Origin of the sequence: Desulfosoma sp., assembly GCA_037481875.1 — a bacterium.
Classification (GTDB): domain Bacteria; phylum Desulfobacterota; class Syntrophobacteria; order Syntrophobacterales; family DSM-9756; genus Desulfosoma.
Map to the genome: position 1 here is coordinate 89,985 of JBBFKY010000012.1, position 17,301 is coordinate 107,285.

The window sequence follows — 17,301 nt, forward strand, 5'->3', positions numbered from 1 at the left end:
GGTTCTCATTGGAATGATTGGGGGATTCTGGGCAAAGCGCCACGACGCCTTCGGGCGAGGCTTTTCGGGGCGGACACATCGTTCCGCCCCTACCGTGGGATAACAAAAGACACAGGTCCACCCTTCCACCGGGACACGAACAGACGCATGGCACCGCCATCCAGTGGGACATCAAAAGACATACGGGTTGGTTCCTGCAGCCGGGTAGAAAAAAACACACAGGTTCGCCCCTACAGTGGGACACGAACGGACACATGGGGCTGTCCCTCCCTATAGAAACGAAAACGGGAATGTCCATGAGCATGTGGAAAAGCATGCACTCTGATCCCTGCGGTTTTTGGGTCCATAGAGGCCGAGGGCGGGCGAAGATCGTCAGAGATTGATCCCATGACCTGCCTGCGCATTGACAGAACTTTCAACCCCTTGATAGCTTACCGACGATATCGTTCATGGGAAAAAGGATATGGGCACCGAAGGGCCTTTCGACACGTTGGATCTTTTGATTCTGGGAGCTGTTTCCGGGGAACTGGAAGCCCTACGAGGATGGTTTGAAACCGTGGAGCAACGGCTTACGCCGTGGGCGCCCGTCTGGCTTGGGTTTATGGGGCGCCTTCGATTGGGGTTGGCGTGCCTAGGGATTGGTAAAGTGAATGCCGCCGCCGGATCGGCCATCTTGGTGGATCGGTTTCGACCGGCCATGATCTGGATTGTGGGAAGTGCCGGGGCTTACCGAGAAAGCCCACTCCGAGTAGGGGACGTGTTGGTTTCCACAACCGTTGTTTTGGGCGATGAGGGGGTCTGGGAACGGGACGGGAAGCCTTCCATGCAAGCCATAGGCTATGCGGTGGCTGAAGAAAAGGGGCGGCATGTCTATGAGCGTTTTGACCTCAGTGAGGATCCGGCTATAAAGCACCTGTCCGACATCACCCCAGCCGGTTTGTATTTTGTATCTTCGACGCCTGTGGGAATCCCCAGGCTGCATCCTTATGCCATGGAAACGTTTAAGGAAGCGGTTCACGCGGGATCCAACCCCGATGTTTTTCATGTGGCTTTTGGACCTTCGGTTACGGTAGGAATGTCCAGCGGCGATGAATGGATTGCCGGAGAACGTTTCGTCCGTTACGGTGCTTGGGCGGAAGATATGGAGGGAAGTGCGGTGGTGCAGGTGTGCCGCCGCTATGACGTGCCAGTGGTGCAATGTCGAGGGATCAGCAACCAGGCCGGCGTTCGGGATAAACGAAGTTGGCGCATGGAGGAAGCTCTGGCCCACTGCCATGCCGTGGTGGGAACTTGGCTTCATAAAATGCTAACGGCCCCGTAGGAGAAAGCTTGTGGCCGATCTTCTTTCTTTGGGCTATTCCACCTGCCCGAACGATACTTTCATTTTTGGCGGTCTTGCTCTGGGTGCCGTTCGACCTCAAGGGTTGCAGTTCCAACCTTTTCTTGCCGATGTGGAAGTTCTGAACCGGAAAGCCAAAGAAGCCGTCCTGGACGTCACCAAAATCTCGTTGAACGCCGTGATCCATTGCCTCAAAGACTATTGGATCCTGCGCGCCGGAGGCGCTCTAGGTCGAGGATGCGGCCCCATCGTGGTGGCCAAAAAGCCTCTGAGTGCAAATGATCTCTTGAACGCGACTATCGCCATTCCGGGTCGTTTAACGACAGCGAATCTTCTTTTGGAACTTACCGGTTTGCATCGTGGAAAACGGGTCGAAATGTCCTTTGAAAAGGTTATGCCGGCGGTGGTGGCCGAAAAAGTGGATGCAGGTCTTGTGATCCATGAAGGTCGTTTCACCTATGAAAGCTTAGGCCTGCATCTTGTGCTGGATCTTGGTGCCTGGTGGGAAACCCACACGGGATATCCACTGCCTTTGGGTTGCATCGTGATTCGGCGTAGCCTTGGTCGTTCCACGGCGGAAGCCGTCGATCGATCCATCGTGGCATCCCTGGATTGGGCTTATGCCCATTCGGAAGAGCTATGGCTTTACATTACGGCGCATGCCCAGGAAATGGCTCCTGATGTGATACGGCGCCATATTGAAACCTTCGTCAACGATTTCACGCGGGACGTCGGAGTGGAAGGAGAACAGGCCGTTCGCGGGCTTCTTCAGGAAGCTGCGCGTCTTGCAGGCGTGTCTCTTCCCAAAGTCCCGCTCTTTTGGACGGATTCCCTACCCGAAAACGAGGTGCTTTGAATGCAGGAAAAGATGTTTCAGCTCTTTCTCTTTCCTCATAGTGTCTTGCCCGAAGGGGCTGCACGATCTTTCTTGACCCTCTGGGGCCGCCTGGATTGCCTGAGAGCCATCGGGACGGTCCATCTGCCCGAATGGGCCGAGCCGCTGTGTGAGTCCCATGTGTTGGTGAAGGATGATGGGTTTTGGGAACGAGTACGCAACATTTACAAGGGTTATCAGGATCTGGGATCCCGCGTGGGCGAAGACGGACTCATGGCCGTTTTGAGCCGAGACTGGGCCGGTGAAGGGGCTCCCGAGACCCGAGGTCATATTCAGTCGGTTCTTCGAGGCATGAGCCCGAAGCCATTTGATCCGGCCGACGGGCTTCTCATGGAAGCCGTGGTTTTTCTGGAAATGGCCAAGGAACTGGATATTCGTGAGCTGGAACTTTCCATGGACCTGAAACAGGTGGGTCACTTGGAGGAAAAGCTCTTCAAGGCATTGGGAGCGGACGAGGAAGACAGTGCCGAACTACAAAGAGCCTTGGAAACCACCAACCCACCCCTGAGTCCCGACTGGGGACATTTCGGATACTTGTTGCGCCAACGGATCGGTTTCTGGTTTCGCTTGCTCAGTCGAATAGGGGTGAAACAGCAAACCATGGTGCTGGCGGCTTTGGGCCGTGATGTTGTGGAGGATGCCTTGGATGCGCTGCAGACGGCTAGAGAGCGCCAGGGAAAGGTTTGGAATCGCGGAGAAACACGAATCCTTACGCTTCCTCGATTGGACCTTCTGAGTCCCATCGCCTTTGCGGAGTGGCTCGAAGCGGTTCAGGGTCTGGAAGCTCGGAACCAATTTCAAAAAACTTTTGAAGCTTTTATCATGGCTCCCACCGAAACCCAATTGTCTCGAGAGCTAAGCGATTCGGCTCATGCGCTGGAGCAGTCTTTGAAATCCCTGTGGGTTCAATTGAGGCACGAAACCTTGGGAGCCGATGGAGCCCGTGTGGTTGTGACGGCTCCCGAAAACGTCACCTACCAGGAGATGTGGCGTTCCTTGGATCGAACGGGCCTGGAAGTTTTGGGAACGGGTTCCGTACCTCGGCAGGCCGCGATCCTGGTTCATGTGGAATAGGAAGACTGGAAGAATCGAGCCCGAATGCGAGAGGAATAAGCATGCCGAGTCCAATTTCTGTGGATGTTTGCTTGGCGGACCTGACCAATCCGGTCCAGGATGCTTTGAATGAGATGAAGAAACACAGCATTGTGCAGCGCCTATGGAGCGGCGATCATACGGTCTGGAAGCCGGAACCCAAGGAAATTTCCAACCGATTAGGGTGGCTTGAGGCGCCTCGAAACATGAAAGACCGGCTGGAAGAGATCGAGGCCTTTGTGCGTGAAATACGCCAAAGCCCCGTTGAAAAAGTGGTGCTGTTGGGCATGGGAGGATCCAGTCTGGCTCCGGAGGTCCTTTCCCGAATGTTTGCCTCCCGAGACGGCTTTCCCACCTTGATCGTTTTGGACACAACCCATCCTGACATGATTCTTCGCGTGCGGACTTCGTTAGATTTTAAGAAGACCCTTTTTATTGTGGCTACAAAGTCCGGCGGCACAGTGGAAACCCTTTCCCTTTTCAAATACTTCTACAATGAAGTGTCGGCATTGATAGGAACGGGGAATGCCGGTGCGCTCTTTTGCGCCATCACGGATCCTGGGAGCGGCTTAGAAACTTTGGCACGATCTCTGGGCTTTCGAAAAATTTTTCTTAACGACCCCAATGTGGGAGGGCGGTATTCGGCTTTGACCTTGTTCGGTATGGTCCCGGCAGCTCTTTTGGGGATCGATGTCGCCAAAATCCTTAGGAGTGCCGAAACCATGGCCGAAGCGTGCCGAGAGGAAGAAGCCGGCCTTTTAGACGGGAATCCAGGTCTGATTTTAGGCGCTGTTTTGGGTGTGGGAGCCCGGCACGGCCGAGATAAAGCCACCCTGGTCATGGATTCTGTTTTTGCCAATCTGGGCGATTGGGTGGAGCAGCTCATCGCCGAAAGCACGGGAAAAGAAGGCAAGGGGATTCTGCCGGTAGTCAACGAGCCTCTAGGACCCCGAGACGTTTACGGTTCGGATCGCCTTTTCATCACCACAGGTGTCGAGATTGACGGTTCCTCGGCTCCATCGTCGCCTCTTGAGGCGGACTTTCCGATGGCGGTCTTCCCACATGTCCGGCTGAAAGCCCGGGATCCGTGGGATGTGGGTGCCTTGTTTTTCCTTTGGGAATTTGCCACGGTGGTGGCCGGGCATCTAATCGGAATTCAACCCTTTGATCAGCCGAACGTGGAATCGGCCAAGGTGCAGGCAAAAAAAATGCTTGCCGCCTTTCAGGCTTCAGGGTCCTTGCCGCAACTTCCGGTCGCGTTTCAATGGCAGAACGTGATGGTCATCGGGGAAACCAAGGGATCCACGTTGACGGAAGTGCTGAAATCTTTTGTGGATACTGTTCCGGCTGAAGGCTATATCGCAGTGCACGCCTATGTGGCACCGTCACCAGAGATGAACCAAGCGCTTCAGGCGCTGCAAAAAGCTCTTCGAGACCGGACGAAAAAAGCGGTGACAGTAGGCTACGGGCCCAGGTTCCTGCATTCCACAGGACAGCTGCACAAAGGCGATGCCGGAAAAGGCATCTTTATTCAAATTACGGACGAACCTTTAAAGGATATACCCATTCCCGATGAGCCAGGGCGGGACGCATACCGGGTCACTTTCGGTACTTTAATCGCCGCCCAAGCTTTGGGAGATCGAGAAGCCTTACTGGCAGCCGGACGCCGAGTGCTGAGGCTGCATATCACGGCCGATGCGGCCCAGACCCTTCAGATGCTGGCTCGAGAACTCTAAACCACAAAAAGCACCGCAAAGGCACGCAAGTCTCAAGGATGATCCCTCTTTGAAATCCGTGCCCCTGCGGTGATGGCCTGTTAATTTGTCCCGAAAACGCGCTGAAAAATAGTGTCCACATGTTTCAGGTGGTACTTCAAATCGAACAGTTCTTCCAGCTCTTCTTCCGCTAAAAGGGCTGTCACCTCGGGATCCGACAGCAATCGGTCTTTAAGGTGGCCGCCTTCCTGCCAGACCTTCATGGCATTTCTTTGGACCAATCGATAAGCTTCTTCACGGGTAAGTCCTTTAGCCACAAGAGCCAAAAGAACTCGCTGCGAAAAAAGCAACCCGCCCGTGATTTCCATGTTTTGCCGCATTTTTTCGGGATAGACGACCAGCTTGTCCAGGACACGGGTGAGACGGTTGAGCATATAGTCCAAAAGGATGGTGGAATCGGGACCGATAATGCGTTCCACGGACGAATGGCTGATATCCCGTTCATGCCACAGAGCCACGTTTTCCATGGCGGCCAAGGCGTTGCCGCGAAGGACTCGAGCCAATCCCGAAAGATTTTCCGAAGCGATGGGATTGCGTTTGTGAGGCATGGCCGAAGAACCTTTTTGACCGGGGGCAAAGTATTCTTCGGCTTCCCGCACTTCGGTGCGCTGCAGGTGCCGGATTTCCACGGCGATCTTTTCCACGGAACATCCGATGATGGCCAAGGTTGTAAAATATTCGGCGTAGCGATCCCGCTGAATCACCTGAGTGCTGATGGAAGCCGGCTCCAACCCCAATCTTCGGCAGACATCGACCTCGATTTCCGGGTCGATATTGGCAAAGGTGCCGACGGCCCCGGAAATTTTTCCCACACGTATGGTTTCTCGAGCTCGAAACAACCGTTGGCGGTTTCTTTGCATCTCCGCATACCACAAGGCCCACTTGAGACCAAAAGTGATAGGTTCCGCATGAATGCCGTGGGATCGGCCCATCATGACCGTGTCCTTGAATTCAAAGGACCGACGCTTCAGCACTTCTAGAAGGCGGTCCATATCTTCCAGAAGGAGATCGGAAGCTTCCAGAAAGAGCAGGGCGTTGGCGGTGTCCAGCACATCTGAAGAGGTGAGCCCTTCATGAATAAACCGGGATGCTGGTCCCACATGCTCCGCTACGCAGGTGAGAAACGCAATGACATCGTGTTGGGTCTCTTTTTCGATTTCATCAATGCGCTCCACACGAAAGGTCGCTCTTTCTCGAATCTGTTCCATGGCCCAGGCGGGGATTTCGCCGCGTTGCGCCCGAGCCTCACACACGGCCAGTTCCACGTCCAACCATTTGCGGTATTTGTTTTCTTGCGTCCAGATACGGCCCATTTCCGGCCGTGTGTATCGATCAATCATGGGCTTTTCATCCTTTTCTTGATAATGTTAGCTATTCTGCATTTCAACGACTTAGGTTCTCTTAGAGAACTGATCCATAGCCTGGTTGGGTGCGAGAAGGATCAGAATATCTCCAGTGCGTATGATAAAATCGGCTTTGGGAATGAAGGTGAGACTCTTTCCGTCTGCTTGCCGCACCGCCAGGACTTGAATGCCGAACCGATTGATCAGATCCAGCTCCTTCAAGGTTTTTCCCAGAAATTCAGCCGGGGCTTCCACTTCGAAGATGCCGTGATCCCCGATGAAAGGCAAGTATTCCAGTAGATTGGGATGGGCCAAGCGTCTGGCCAAGCTCACCGCCATATCCTTTTCGGGGAACAGGATATAATCGGCTCCAACGCGTTTAAGGATCTTCTCGTGTTCTTCACTTAGGGCCTTGGCATAGACTTGGCGCACGCCGATTTCTTTCAGAAGAAAAGTGGTCAGGATGCTCGCCAGCATATTGGTGCCGATGGTGACCACGGCCACATCGGCTTCGGCGACACCTAAATCCAAAAGGTTTTCTTTTTGCGTGGCGTCAGCGGTCACGACCACAGCGAGGTCATTTTTGGCATGTTGGACGGCGTCCTTTCGAATATCCAGAGCCAGCACATCAAAGCCTTTTCGGGATAGTTCACAGCCGAGGTAATATCCAAAATTTCCCAAGCCGATGATGGCGATCCGTTGCATGGGCCATCCTTTCATCCAATCATGACGGGCTCTTCGGCGTATTCGTAGGAACTGGCTCGCTTCCTCGGCTGAATGGCCATAGCCAGCACCAAAGGCCCCAGTCGGCCGATGAACATGAGGCCGATCACCGTCATCTTGCCCCAGAAGGTAAGACGTGCTGTGGCTCCAAGGCTAAGACCCACGGTTCCGAAAGCGGAGGTGGCTTCAAAAAGAATTTCTAGAAAACGCCCTCGGCTTTCTTCAATACTCAAAGGCCCCAGTTCTGTTCCTGCCAAAAAAGCCGTGCCCATAATGACCACCAGAGCGGATAAGACAAAAACGGAAAAAGCGCGACGTTGCGTTTCATCGGACAAGCTTCTATGGAATGCATACACACAGGGGCTGCCTCGAAGCCGTGATCGGCTGATGGCCAGGAGGACCGCAACCGTGGTGGTTTTCACACCCCCTCCCGTGGACCCAGGACAGGCTCCGACAAACATAAGGAAAAGGGTTCCCAAGATGGTTAAATCCTTCATTTGGGAGAAATCCAAAGAGTTAAAACCGGCTGTCCGCGGCGTGATGGATTGAAAAAAGGAAGCCAGAAGTTTCGTGGAAAAAGGAAGTCCCGCCAGGGTTGCGTTCCATTCGCCGGCCAAAAACAGAAAGGTGCCTGCGCTCGCAAGAAAGACCGTGCTTGAAATGGCGAGCTTTGAATGCAGCGAAAGCCGTCTCCAGGGTCTTCGAAGGCGAACGGCTCGAACGACTTCATGAAGCACCAGGAACCCAATGCCTCCAAGAATAATCAGACCGGCGACAACAAGAATGACCAAAGGCGAATCCCGGTATCCCATCAGAGAATCGGAAAACAAGGAAAAACCCGCGTTGCAAAAGGCGCTCACACTATGAAATACCGCATGGAAAACAGCCTGATCCCAGGGCATATGGTTGACAAAACCGCAGAAAAGCAAAACGCTTCCAGCGCATTCGATGGTTACGGTAAAAACAATGACTTGAACGATGAAACTTCCTAGATGCGCGCTGGGTCCATAGGTGTAAGTGTCCTGAATGAGGAATCGGGACTGAAAAGAGACTCGTTGCCCTAAAGCCATAAGAAGCACCGTGGACAATAACATGATACCGAGCCCGCCCACTTGAATGAGAAAAAGCAAAGTCCCTTGAGCCCACGGGCTAAACTGACTTCCGACGTCGTAGAGGGTCAGACCCGTCACGCAGCTGGCTGATGTGGCCATAAATAGGGCATCGATAAAGGGCAGGGAGGATCCGTTGGTCAAGGGCAAAGCGCGCAAGGTAAGGCTCCCGACGAGTATAAGGGCGCCAAAACCCGCAACGGGCATCACTGGAGGTGGAAGAAGATTCTTTTTTCGATACGACCCCATGGAATATTTTCCCAGCTGCTGTGTCGGGCGCATCTATAGCATACAAGGGCTGCAGCTGTCCAAAAGGCATTTGTGCCGCCGCGCTCAGTTTGACTCTGAGGGCTCCGTGACTATAATCAAGAAACTTTATGGCGGTCATTGGCGACTCGTACGAAACTTTATCCTGGACGCATCATGCACGACGGCCTTCTGCAATCCGTAGCTCTTTCCTTTAACGGCCGGCCTGAAACAGGCTTGGTCCCCGCCGTTTTTCTTGCTCGGCCCAACAGATTTGTGGCGGAAATGCTGATGCAGGACGGCCGTCGGGAAATGGTGCATTGTCCCAATTCGGGATCTATGAAAGGGTGTTTGGAAGTCGGGGCTGCGGCGCGCTTATCTCGAGCGACACCCGGTCGTGGCCGCAAAACAGCTTACACCTGGGAGATGATCCAGATTCGCGGGGTTTGGGTCGGCATCAACACCTCGGTCCCAAACCATCTGGCGGCTAAGGCCGCCGAAAAACGGGCCCTGCCCATTTTTCAAGACGCTCTTTCGATACGTCGCGAAGTTTTTGCCGGAAATCACAGTCGCATGGACCTGCTTGTGGAAACCACGGCAGGCCCCCTGTGGGTGGAAGTGAAAAATGTGACCTTGGTGGAAAACGGCACGGCCTTTTTCCCGGATGCTGTCACGTCTCGAGGCGCCAAACATCTTGAGGTTCTTGTGGAAAAGGTACACCAAGGGCACCGCGCTGCCATGCTCTACGTGGTTCAAAGAGCGGATGCCGAGCGGTTTGCTCCGGCGGATCATATCGACCCGATCTACGGGGAAAGATTTCGATGGGCTCGAGCTCACGGGGTTCTCGTGTGTGTTGTGCGTGCCAGAGTGAGTCCAGAAGTGATCTTTTTGGAAAAGCTTTTACCGTTTGAGTGAAAAGGGTTGAGGGTTTCGGTAACCACAGGGAGGCGGGTTCGTGGAGAGGACGGTGTCCGCCTGAAGAAAGGGGGGTTTTATGAGCGAGATTATTTCTGTAAGAGCAAGAGAGATTCTGGATTCTCGTGGGAATCCCACGGTGGAAACAGAAGTGGTTCTAGAGTCGGGTGTCATTGGACGTGCGGCTGTGCCGTCGGGAGCTTCCACCGGATCCCGGGAAGCCCTGGAGCTGCGTGACGGCGATCCAAAAAGGTATTTGGGAAAAGGGGTTCTCAATGCGGTTCGGAATGTGAACGAAGAGATCGGCCCCAAAATTCTGGGCATGGACGCTCAGGACCAAGTGGAGGTGGACCGTTTCATGATCGCCTTGGACGGCACGGAAAACAAAAGCCGCCTGGGCGCCAACGCCATTCTTTCAGTCAGTATGGCCATTGCCAAGGCGACCGCCGAAGAATGTGAACTACCCCTGTACCGATACCTTGGAGGTGTCTCCGCTCGCGTATTGCCGGTACCCATGATGAATGTGTTGAACGGCGGGGCCCATGCGGACAACAATTTGGATATTCAAGAGTTCATGATTGTTCCGGCTGGAGCCCCCACTTTTCGAGGAGCCTTGCGTATGGGTGCCGAAGTTTTTCAGCACCTCAAAAAGGTCCTCAAGTCCCGCGGATATACCACAGCGGTGGGTGATGAAGGCGGATTTGCCCCAAACCTTCGGTCCAATGAAGAAGCCTTGGAACTCATTATGGAAGCCATTCATGCCGCCGGGTACACTCCCGGAGAAGATGTCTTCATGGCTTTGGATGCCGCGGCCAGCGAATTTTACGAAAACGGTCGCTACATTTTGAAAGCTGAAAAGAAACCGGAAAAATCGTCGGAAGAAGTCATTGACCTCTATGAAAGCTGGATGGAGCGTTATCCCATCTTATCCATTGAAGATGGTTTGGCCGAAAGTGATTGGGACGGCTGGAAAGTCATGACCCGTCGGCTCGGGGACCGTATCGAGATCGTCGGTGACGATATTTTTGTGACCAACACAAAAATTCTCGCTCGAGGCATCGACGAAGGGATTGCCAACGCCATCCTGATCAAACTCAACCAAATCGGAACGGTGACCGAAACCTTTGAGGCCATTTCCATGGCGTATCGAGCCGGATATCGTGCCGTCATCTCGCACAGATCCGGAGAGACCGAAGACACTTTCATCGCCGATCTGGCCGTTGCCGCTTCCACCGGTCAAATCAAGACGGGCTCCTTGTCTCGAACAGATCGTATCGCCAAATACAACCAGCTGCTTCGTATTCAAGAAGATTTAGGGGACGCGGCTCGTTATGCCGGAATCGAAATCTTTCGACGCTGAGTTCCCTGCCCGCGGGTGCCCTTGTCCCATGCGCATCGCCCTGACGGGAGGGATCGCCTCCGGTAAAAGCACGGTGGCTCAAATGCTTCGGGAAAAAGGCGCTGTCGTTTTGGATGCCGATGAAGCAGCCCGCCGGGTGGTGCAACCGGGACAAGCGGCCTGGAAGAAACTCAGAGCGCTTCTCGATGCCGGCTATTTCGATGAGGTCACGGGAGAAATTCACAGGAGAAAACTTCGCGAACGTATTATCTGCGACGATAATCTCCGTGCCCAAGTGAATGCCGCTGTGCACCCTGCAGTGATGGAAACCATGGAAGCGGAGTGGAGAGACTGGTGCGCTCGAGAGCCCCATCGTCTCGTCTTTTTCGACATCCCCTTGCTTTACGAAGCGGGAATGCATGAAGCCTTTGACTGTGTCATCGTGGTCTATGCGGATCCCGAAACACAGATCAGGCGTTTATGTCGCCGTGACGGCGTCTCCCTCGAGGAAGCTCGAAAAACCTTGAATATGCAGTGGCCTATGGATCGGAAAAGGCAACGGGCTCATGTGGTGATTGACAATTCAGGAGACTTGGAAAACACACGCCGACAGGTGGACGCGCTTTGGAAGAACCTTCTGGAAAGGATCCTTTCATGTCAGCAACACACTTCCACATCCACGATGTCGTGATTGTGGGCTCAGGGCTGGCCGGACTCAGAGCGGCTGTGGAAACGGCCGGGCGCCTGAATGTCGCGCTCATCAGCAAAGTTTTTCCCACACGATCTCATTCCGGTGCCGCCCAAGGTGGGATTGCAGCGGCTTTGGGCAATGAAGAGCCGGATTCGTGGGAATGGCACATGTTTGATACCGTCAAAGGCGGAGATTACCTGACGGATCAAGATGCCGCGGAAGTTTTGGCCCAAGATGCAGCTCGCGCCGTTTATGAATTGGAACACATGGGAGTCCCGTTCAACCGAAACCCTGACGGGACTATTGCCCAAAGGGCTTTTGGAGGGCACACGCGCAACTTCGGAGAAGCTCCCGTCAAACGTGCGTGTTATGCGGCGGATCGCACAGGGCGTGTCATTCTGGATACCCTCTACGGCCAATGCCTTCAGAGGGGTTTGCATGTGTATGCGGAGCTTTCCGTCGTGGATCTGGTGGTTCGAGATGGGGTCGTCTGCGGTGTCGTCGCGCTGGATTGGGCCACAGGGGAACTCCATGTGTTTCGCTCCAAAGCCGTTATGCTGGCCACAGGCGGCTTCGGCAAGGTTTTCAAGACCACGTCCAACTGTTTCGCCAACACGGGGGACGGTGTCTTTTTAGTCTTTAACCATGGTTTTCCTTTGCAGGACATGGAATTTGTGCAGTTTCATCCCACAGGCATTTACGGCCTGGGTGTGCTCATCAGTGAAGCGGCTCGAGGCGAAGGCGGCATTTTAAGAAACCGTTACGGGGAACGTTTCATGGAACGGTACGCCCCGACCATCAAGGATCTTGCCGCTCGCGATGTGGTGTCCCGGGCCATCATGAGTGAGATTCAGGAAGGGCGAGGGATCGACGGCCGTGATTTCGTCCATTTGGATTTAACGCATCTGGGAAAAGAAAGGCTTGCTGAGAGACTTTCGGATATTTCCTCTTTTGTCCGCATCTATCTAGGAATTGATCCGGCGGAAGCTCCTATTCCTGTTCAACCGACATGCCATTACATGATGGGAGGGATTCCGACGGATGTGTATGGCCGAGTGTTGGATGTTCAGCAGAAACCTGTTCCCGGCCTGTATGCTGCCGGAGAATGCGCATGTGTGTCGGTGCATGGGGCGAACCGATTGGGATGCAACTCCCTGTTGGATCTTGTGGTCTTTGGACGGCGAGCCGGTCAGGACATGTGTCTTCAAGTCCCGAACATGGACCTTTCGCCTTTACCCAACGGGGCTGAAGAACCTGTTCGAGAACGCCTGACCCGCCTCAAGGAAAGAACACGTGGTGTTCGACCTGCGGTGCTTCGAGAACGCATGCAGCAAGAAATGATGGAACGTTGCGGTGTCTACCGAAACCAAAGCGGCCTTGAAAAGGCCCTGGAGACCATTCGTGGGCTTAAGGAAGAATACCGAAACGGTGTGTATCTGGATTACCGAGGAGATCTTTACAATTCAGACCTCATGGAAGCCTTGGAATTGGAATCCCTACTGACCTTGGCGGAAGTTATTCTGGTTTCGGCGGCTTCTCGGCGCGAAAGCCGAGGAGCTCACAGCCGAGAAGATTTTCCTGAGCGGGACGACGAACACTTCCTTCACCACACCTTGGTTTTTCGGGACGAGGATAAGATCCGTCTCAGCACAAAACCTGTCTCTGTGACGCGATTTCAACCCAAGCCGAGGGTTTACTAACATGGAATTGACTTTTAGAATTTTTCGGTTTGATCCTGCCGTGGATCGAGAGGCTCGCTACCAGACCTATCGCGTGAAGGCGGATCCTACGGAACGGATCCTGGATTGCCTGAACCGCATCAAATGGGAACAGGATGGAAGCCTGAGTTTTCGCATGTCGTGCGGGCATGGCGTGTGTGGATCGGATGCCGTGCGAATCAATGGACGATGTGCCTTGGCGTGCCAAAAACTGGTCAAGGATCTGGCCGAAGCCGACGAGGTGCTCGTGGAGCCTCTGCCGTCTTTTCGGGTACTCAAGGACTTGGTGGTGGATTTGGAACCTTTTTTTGAAAAAGTCCGTTGGGTGCAGCCTTATCTTTTCAGCGGTTCCAACGTTCCGGAAAAGGAAAGGTTGCAGGCGCCGGAAGAAAGAAAGAAACTGGACCATGTGATTCGTTGCATTCTGTGTGCCTGTTGCGTGGCTTCATGCCCTGTGACGGCGGAAAACGACCAATTCCTTGGGCCGGCTCCCCTGGTGTGGGCGTTTCGTTACATTTTCGACAGTCGAGACGAGAACAAGGAGCAGCGCCTGCGAGCTCTGGACACCAATGACGGAGCTTGGGGGTGCCGAAATCATTTTGAATGCACAAGGGTATGTCCTAAAGAGATTCCAGTGACCAAGAGCATCAACTTTATCAAGCGGGAAATCGAAAAGGTGTTGCGTTAATCGAGAGAAAGGAGACGGGTTATGTTTCAGCAAAAGGATGTAGAAGCGAAAATCAGGGAACTCTATCCGGACATCGACAAGTTTGGCATCGGTGTTATGGTGAAAAAGGACAAATTGATCGGTGCCACCAATTACGCCGTGCAGTTGGAAAAAGACACACGAACCGCCACTTTTAAACTGGGCATCGACGATGTGAAGCAATGCATGGCGGGAAACCGCTGCGCCCTGATCACGGCGGAACTTGCTCAGTTCATCAAGAGGTTCATCGACGAAAACTACAGCATCGCCGAAGCAGGCTAAGGGATCGCGTTGCAACCTTTGCCTGCACTTAGGCTTTTCCATGTCCTATTCAGACTTTTAAAGGAAACGTAGATGTTGCATTGGCTTCCCGGTCCGTTGAACGGTCTGTTTTCACTCACGTGGCTTTCGGCGAATACCCTTTTTTGGGTTGTGCCTTTGCTGATAGCGGCTTTTTTCAAGTGGATCATTCCGCTGCCCCAATGGCGGCGAGGGTGTGATCGAGTCTTGAACAGGATCGCCCAGTCCTGGGTGGCGCTCAATAACGTGGGTTTGGCCTTGACCAAGAAAATTCGCTGGAAGATTCAAGGCGTACGGGATCTGAAAGAAAAAGGCTGGTACCTGGTTTTGGCGAATCATCAGAGCTGGACCGACATTGTGGTGCTTCAAAAGGTTTTTCATCGAAGGCTGCCCTTCCTCAAGTTTTTCCTGAAAAAGGAACTGATCTATGTTCCCTTTTTGGGTTTGGCTTGGTGGGCTTTGGATTTCCCCTTTATGAAAAGGTCTTCGGGTGCGGCGGCTCAAAAAAAGCCGGATGTGCGAGCTCGAGACATCGCCGAAACCCTTAAAGCCTGCGAAAAGTTCAAGCACGTCCCCATTGCGGTGATGAACTTTGCCGAAGGCACCCGAGCTACGGCATCCAAGATTCTCGAAAAGGGATCTCCCTACACGCATCTTTTACGCCCTAAGGCAGCGGGGGCGGCCATGGTGCTGGCGACCATGAAGGAACGGTTACACGGCATTGTGGATGTCACGCTGGTGTATCCTGAAGGTCCCGTGAGTTTTTGGCGTTTTTTGTGCGGTAAGGTCCGGGAAATTTGGGTCCATGTGGAAACTCTGCCGGTGCGTCAAGAGCTTTTGGGCGACTATTTTCAGGACAAAGCCTTTCAGAAGCGCTTTCAGGCTTGGTTGAACGAACTCTGGGAAGCCAAGGACCGAAAGATCGAAGCCATGAAGCGGGAGTGGCGCGAGATGGCTCGTGTTCAAGAGAGTTCTGTCTATTTTCCTTCGAGTGAGGATTGGGATCGAACCAGGGCATGATGCCGTAGAAGCACTCCATACTCGGTTCTTTCTGGACCGGTCAAGACCCCCTTCTAAGGTCAGAGGGACGAAGCTCGCGGTGAACTCAAACGGTTTGGCAAAACGCCTAGGGGTCCTGGACATCTTTTGCATTGCCGTCGGGACCATGATGAGTTCCGGAATCTTCGTTTTGCCTGGAGTGGCCTACGCCAAAGCGGGACCGGCCGTGGTGCTTTCCTATTTTCTGGCCGGATGCCTGATGACGTCGGCGGCCTTGAGCACCATTGAATTGGTGTCGGCCATGCCCAAGGCCGGTGGCGATTATTTTTTTATCGCGCGATCTATGGGACCGGCGATAGGGACGGTCCTGGGATTGCTCAGCTGGTTTGCCCAAACCCTTAAAAGCGCCTTTGCCTTGGTGGGGGTTTGGGCTTTTACCGAAAAGTTTTTCCCTTTTGACACGCGTCTTCTGGTGGTGGGTGTGGCCATCTTTTTTACAGCCCTGAATCTTTGGGGCACAAAGGGATCCAGCCTCCTGCAAACTGTTTTCGTGCTCGTTTTGTTGAGTCTCATGTCCCTTTTCGTCTTCAAAGGTCTCCCCTATCTTAGGCTGCAAAACTACGTGCCCTTTGTCCCGTACGGATGGAATGCGGTGTTGAGCACGGCCGGTTTCGTGTTTGTGTCCTATGGAGGACTCCTGCAAATTTCAGCTTTGGCCGAGGAAGTGAAAGACCCGTCCCGAACCATCCCTTGGGGACTTTTAAGCGCCGTTTCTGTCACGATTTTTGTCTATAGCCTGATGGTGTTTGTCACATGCGGCCTTTTGCAGCCCGAAGCTTTGGCCCATTCCTTGACACCCATCAGTGATGCCGCAAGGATTTTCATGGGGCAAGCCGGGGAAACGGCTTTAACCGTAGCGGCCATGACGGCTTTCCTGACCACGGCCAACGGCGGAATTTTGTCAGCGTCAAGGTACCTTTTGAGTCTCAGCCGGGACGAACTGCTACCGACCCTCTTCGGTCGTGTGTCTTCCAAAAGAGGTACCCCTGTCACGGCTGTTCTCACCACGGGTGCCTTCTTGATTGGCCTTTTTTTTGTGCCCTTGGAACCTCTGGTAAAAATGGCCTCCATGGTGGTCCTTCTCACCCAGATTCTTGCCAACGCGTGTGTGATCATTCTCAGAGAGAGCCGCATTCATAACTATCAACCCACGTTTCGAGCTCCCTTTTATCCCTGGTTGCAGATTGCAAGCCTGGCAGGCGTTCTCCTTCTGCTTGCGGAAATCGGATTACAGACCCTCTTGATCGGACTCACTTTTGTGGCGGCAGGCTTGGCTTTTTACTGGTTTTACGGTCGCCTCAAACAGGAGCGTGAATATGCCTTGATGCACGTTCTCGAAAGACTTTCTGAGCGCAAAGTGGTGCGAAACGTCCTGGAACGGGAACTTAAGGAAATCATTCGTGAAAGGGATGAGCTCTGTTTAGACCGTTTTGACCATGTGATCGAGGCGGCGGAAGTCATCGATATCGCGGAACCTTGTGATCCTGAAGCTCTGCTGCATCAGCTCAATCCAGTGATGATGGCTCGAGGCTTGGAACGGCCCCTTTCGCTTCAGGACTTCAATGGTGATGGGGCCGCTGCGCGCTGTGTGGAAATCTTTCCCGGGATTCTTGTGGCGGAAGTTCCTGTCGCCCGACCCGATGTCTTTGACGTGATACTCGTGCGCAGCCGACAGGGCATTAGATTTCCAGAAGCTCACGCGTCCATGCACGCCATGTTCTTTTTTCTGGTTGGAGCCGATGAAGAAGATTTTCATCTGAAAGCCGTGGCCGCCCTCGCCCAGGTGCTCCAGGACCCTCAGTTTGACACCCGATGGCAGCACGCTCGGACCCCTCAGGCTCTCAAAGACATGATTGTTCTCACCGATCGCCGCCGCGTCTGTTCCCTGGAACCTCGTCCTTGGGAACTGGACCGTCTCCCGAAAAAGCCATCCTGAACCCAAAGCCGATACCTCGGTGAAGGATGGGGATTCTATGCGGTGATGGGGGAGTTATTTTTGAGTCATTGAGTCATTGAGTCATTGAGTCATTGAGTCATTGAGTCATTGAGTC

15 protein-coding genes are annotated in these 17,301 nt (G+C 53.6%); 12 read left to right on the forward strand and 3 right to left on the reverse strand.

Annotated elements, in window-relative coordinates; genetic code table 11:
* Positions 1–463 precede the first annotated feature (463 nt).
* The 4 genes from WHS46_13640 to WHS46_13655 are packed head-to-tail and all read left to right on the forward strand — an operon-like array spanning position 464 to position 5,062.
* Complete coding sequence (locus WHS46_13640; protein ID MEJ5349717.1) at positions 464–1,321, forward strand: hypothetical protein; 858 nt, start codon at positions 464–466, stop codon at positions 1,319–1,321.
* Positions 1,322–1,331: 10 nt separating this feature from the next.
* Complete coding sequence (locus WHS46_13645) at positions 1,332–2,195, forward strand: 1,4-dihydroxy-6-naphthoate synthase (protein MEJ5349718.1); 864 nt, start codon at positions 1,332–1,334, stop codon at positions 2,193–2,195.
* Entirely contained in the window at positions 2,196–3,308 is a 1,113-nt protein-coding gene (locus tag WHS46_13650) for a hypothetical protein (protein ID MEJ5349719.1), read from the forward strand. It abuts the gene before it with no gap.
* Positions 3,309–3,349: 41 nt separating this feature from the next.
* Positions 3,350–5,062, forward strand: coding sequence for a hypothetical protein (locus WHS46_13655; GenBank protein MEJ5349720.1), 1,713 nt, complete (start codon positions 3,350–3,352; stop codon positions 5,060–5,062).
* An 80-nt stretch (positions 5,063–5,142) separates the two neighbouring features.
* Here the strand turns inward: WHS46_13655 and purB are convergent, their stop codons facing one another.
* From purB to WHS46_13670, 3 genes are read right to left on the reverse strand one after another with little or no spacing between them, the layout of a single operon-like run.
* Positions 5,143–6,441: an adenylosuccinate lyase gene (gene purB / locus WHS46_13660; GenBank protein ID MEJ5349721.1), complete on the reverse strand. Its 1,299-nt coding sequence runs from the start codon at positions 6,439–6,441 to the stop codon at positions 5,143–5,145.
* 51 nt (positions 6,442–6,492) lie between these two features.
* Entirely contained in the window at positions 6,493–7,149 is a 657-nt protein-coding gene (locus tag WHS46_13665; GenBank protein ID MEJ5349722.1) for a TrkA family potassium uptake protein, read from the reverse strand.
* An 11-nt stretch (positions 7,150–7,160) separates the two neighbouring features.
* Positions 7,161–8,525, reverse strand: coding sequence for a TrkH family potassium uptake protein (locus WHS46_13670; protein ID MEJ5349723.1), 1,365 nt, complete (start codon positions 8,523–8,525; stop codon positions 7,161–7,163).
* Between the two features lie 174 nt (positions 8,526–8,699).
* Between WHS46_13670 and sfsA the strand changes: the two genes are divergently transcribed.
* The 8 genes from sfsA (at position 8,700) to WHS46_13710 (ending at position 17,186) form a co-directional block, all read left to right on the forward strand.
* On the forward strand, positions 8,700–9,437 hold the full coding sequence (gene sfsA, locus WHS46_13675; GenBank protein ID MEJ5349724.1) for a DNA/RNA nuclease SfsA: 738 nt from the start codon (positions 8,700–8,702) through the stop codon (positions 9,435–9,437).
* 79 nt (positions 9,438–9,516) lie between these two features.
* Entirely contained in the window at positions 9,517–10,797 is a 1,281-nt protein-coding gene (eno, locus tag WHS46_13680; GenBank protein MEJ5349725.1) for a phosphopyruvate hydratase, read from the forward strand.
* A gap of 28 nt (positions 10,798–10,825) precedes the next feature.
* Complete coding sequence (gene coaE / locus WHS46_13685) at positions 10,826–11,467, forward strand: dephospho-CoA kinase (GenBank protein ID MEJ5349726.1); 642 nt, start codon at positions 10,826–10,828, stop codon at positions 11,465–11,467.
* Positions 11,431–13,167: a succinate dehydrogenase flavoprotein subunit gene (gene sdhA, locus WHS46_13690; GenBank protein MEJ5349727.1), complete on the forward strand. Its 1,737-nt coding sequence runs from the start codon at positions 11,431–11,433 to the stop codon at positions 13,165–13,167. The genes coaE and sdhA overlap by 37 nt, the downstream gene beginning before the upstream one ends.
* 1 nt (position 13,168) lies before the next feature.
* On the forward strand, positions 13,169–13,873 hold the full coding sequence (locus tag WHS46_13695; protein ID MEJ5349728.1) for a succinate dehydrogenase iron-sulfur subunit: 705 nt from the start codon (positions 13,169–13,171) through the stop codon (positions 13,871–13,873).
* 21 nt (positions 13,874–13,894) lie between these two features.
* A complete protein-coding gene (locus WHS46_13700) occupies positions 13,895–14,173 on the forward strand; it encodes a hypothetical protein (protein MEJ5349729.1) in 279 nt (92 codons plus the stop codon).
* 72 nt (positions 14,174–14,245) lie between these two features.
* On the forward strand, positions 14,246–15,211 hold the full coding sequence (locus tag WHS46_13705) for an acyltransferase (GenBank protein MEJ5349730.1): 966 nt from the start codon (positions 14,246–14,248) through the stop codon (positions 15,209–15,211).
* A gap of 79 nt (positions 15,212–15,290) precedes the next feature.
* Entirely contained in the window at positions 15,291–17,186 is a 1,896-nt protein-coding gene (locus WHS46_13710; GenBank protein ID MEJ5349731.1) for an amino acid permease, read from the forward strand.
* Positions 17,187–17,301: the final 115 nt, after the last annotated feature.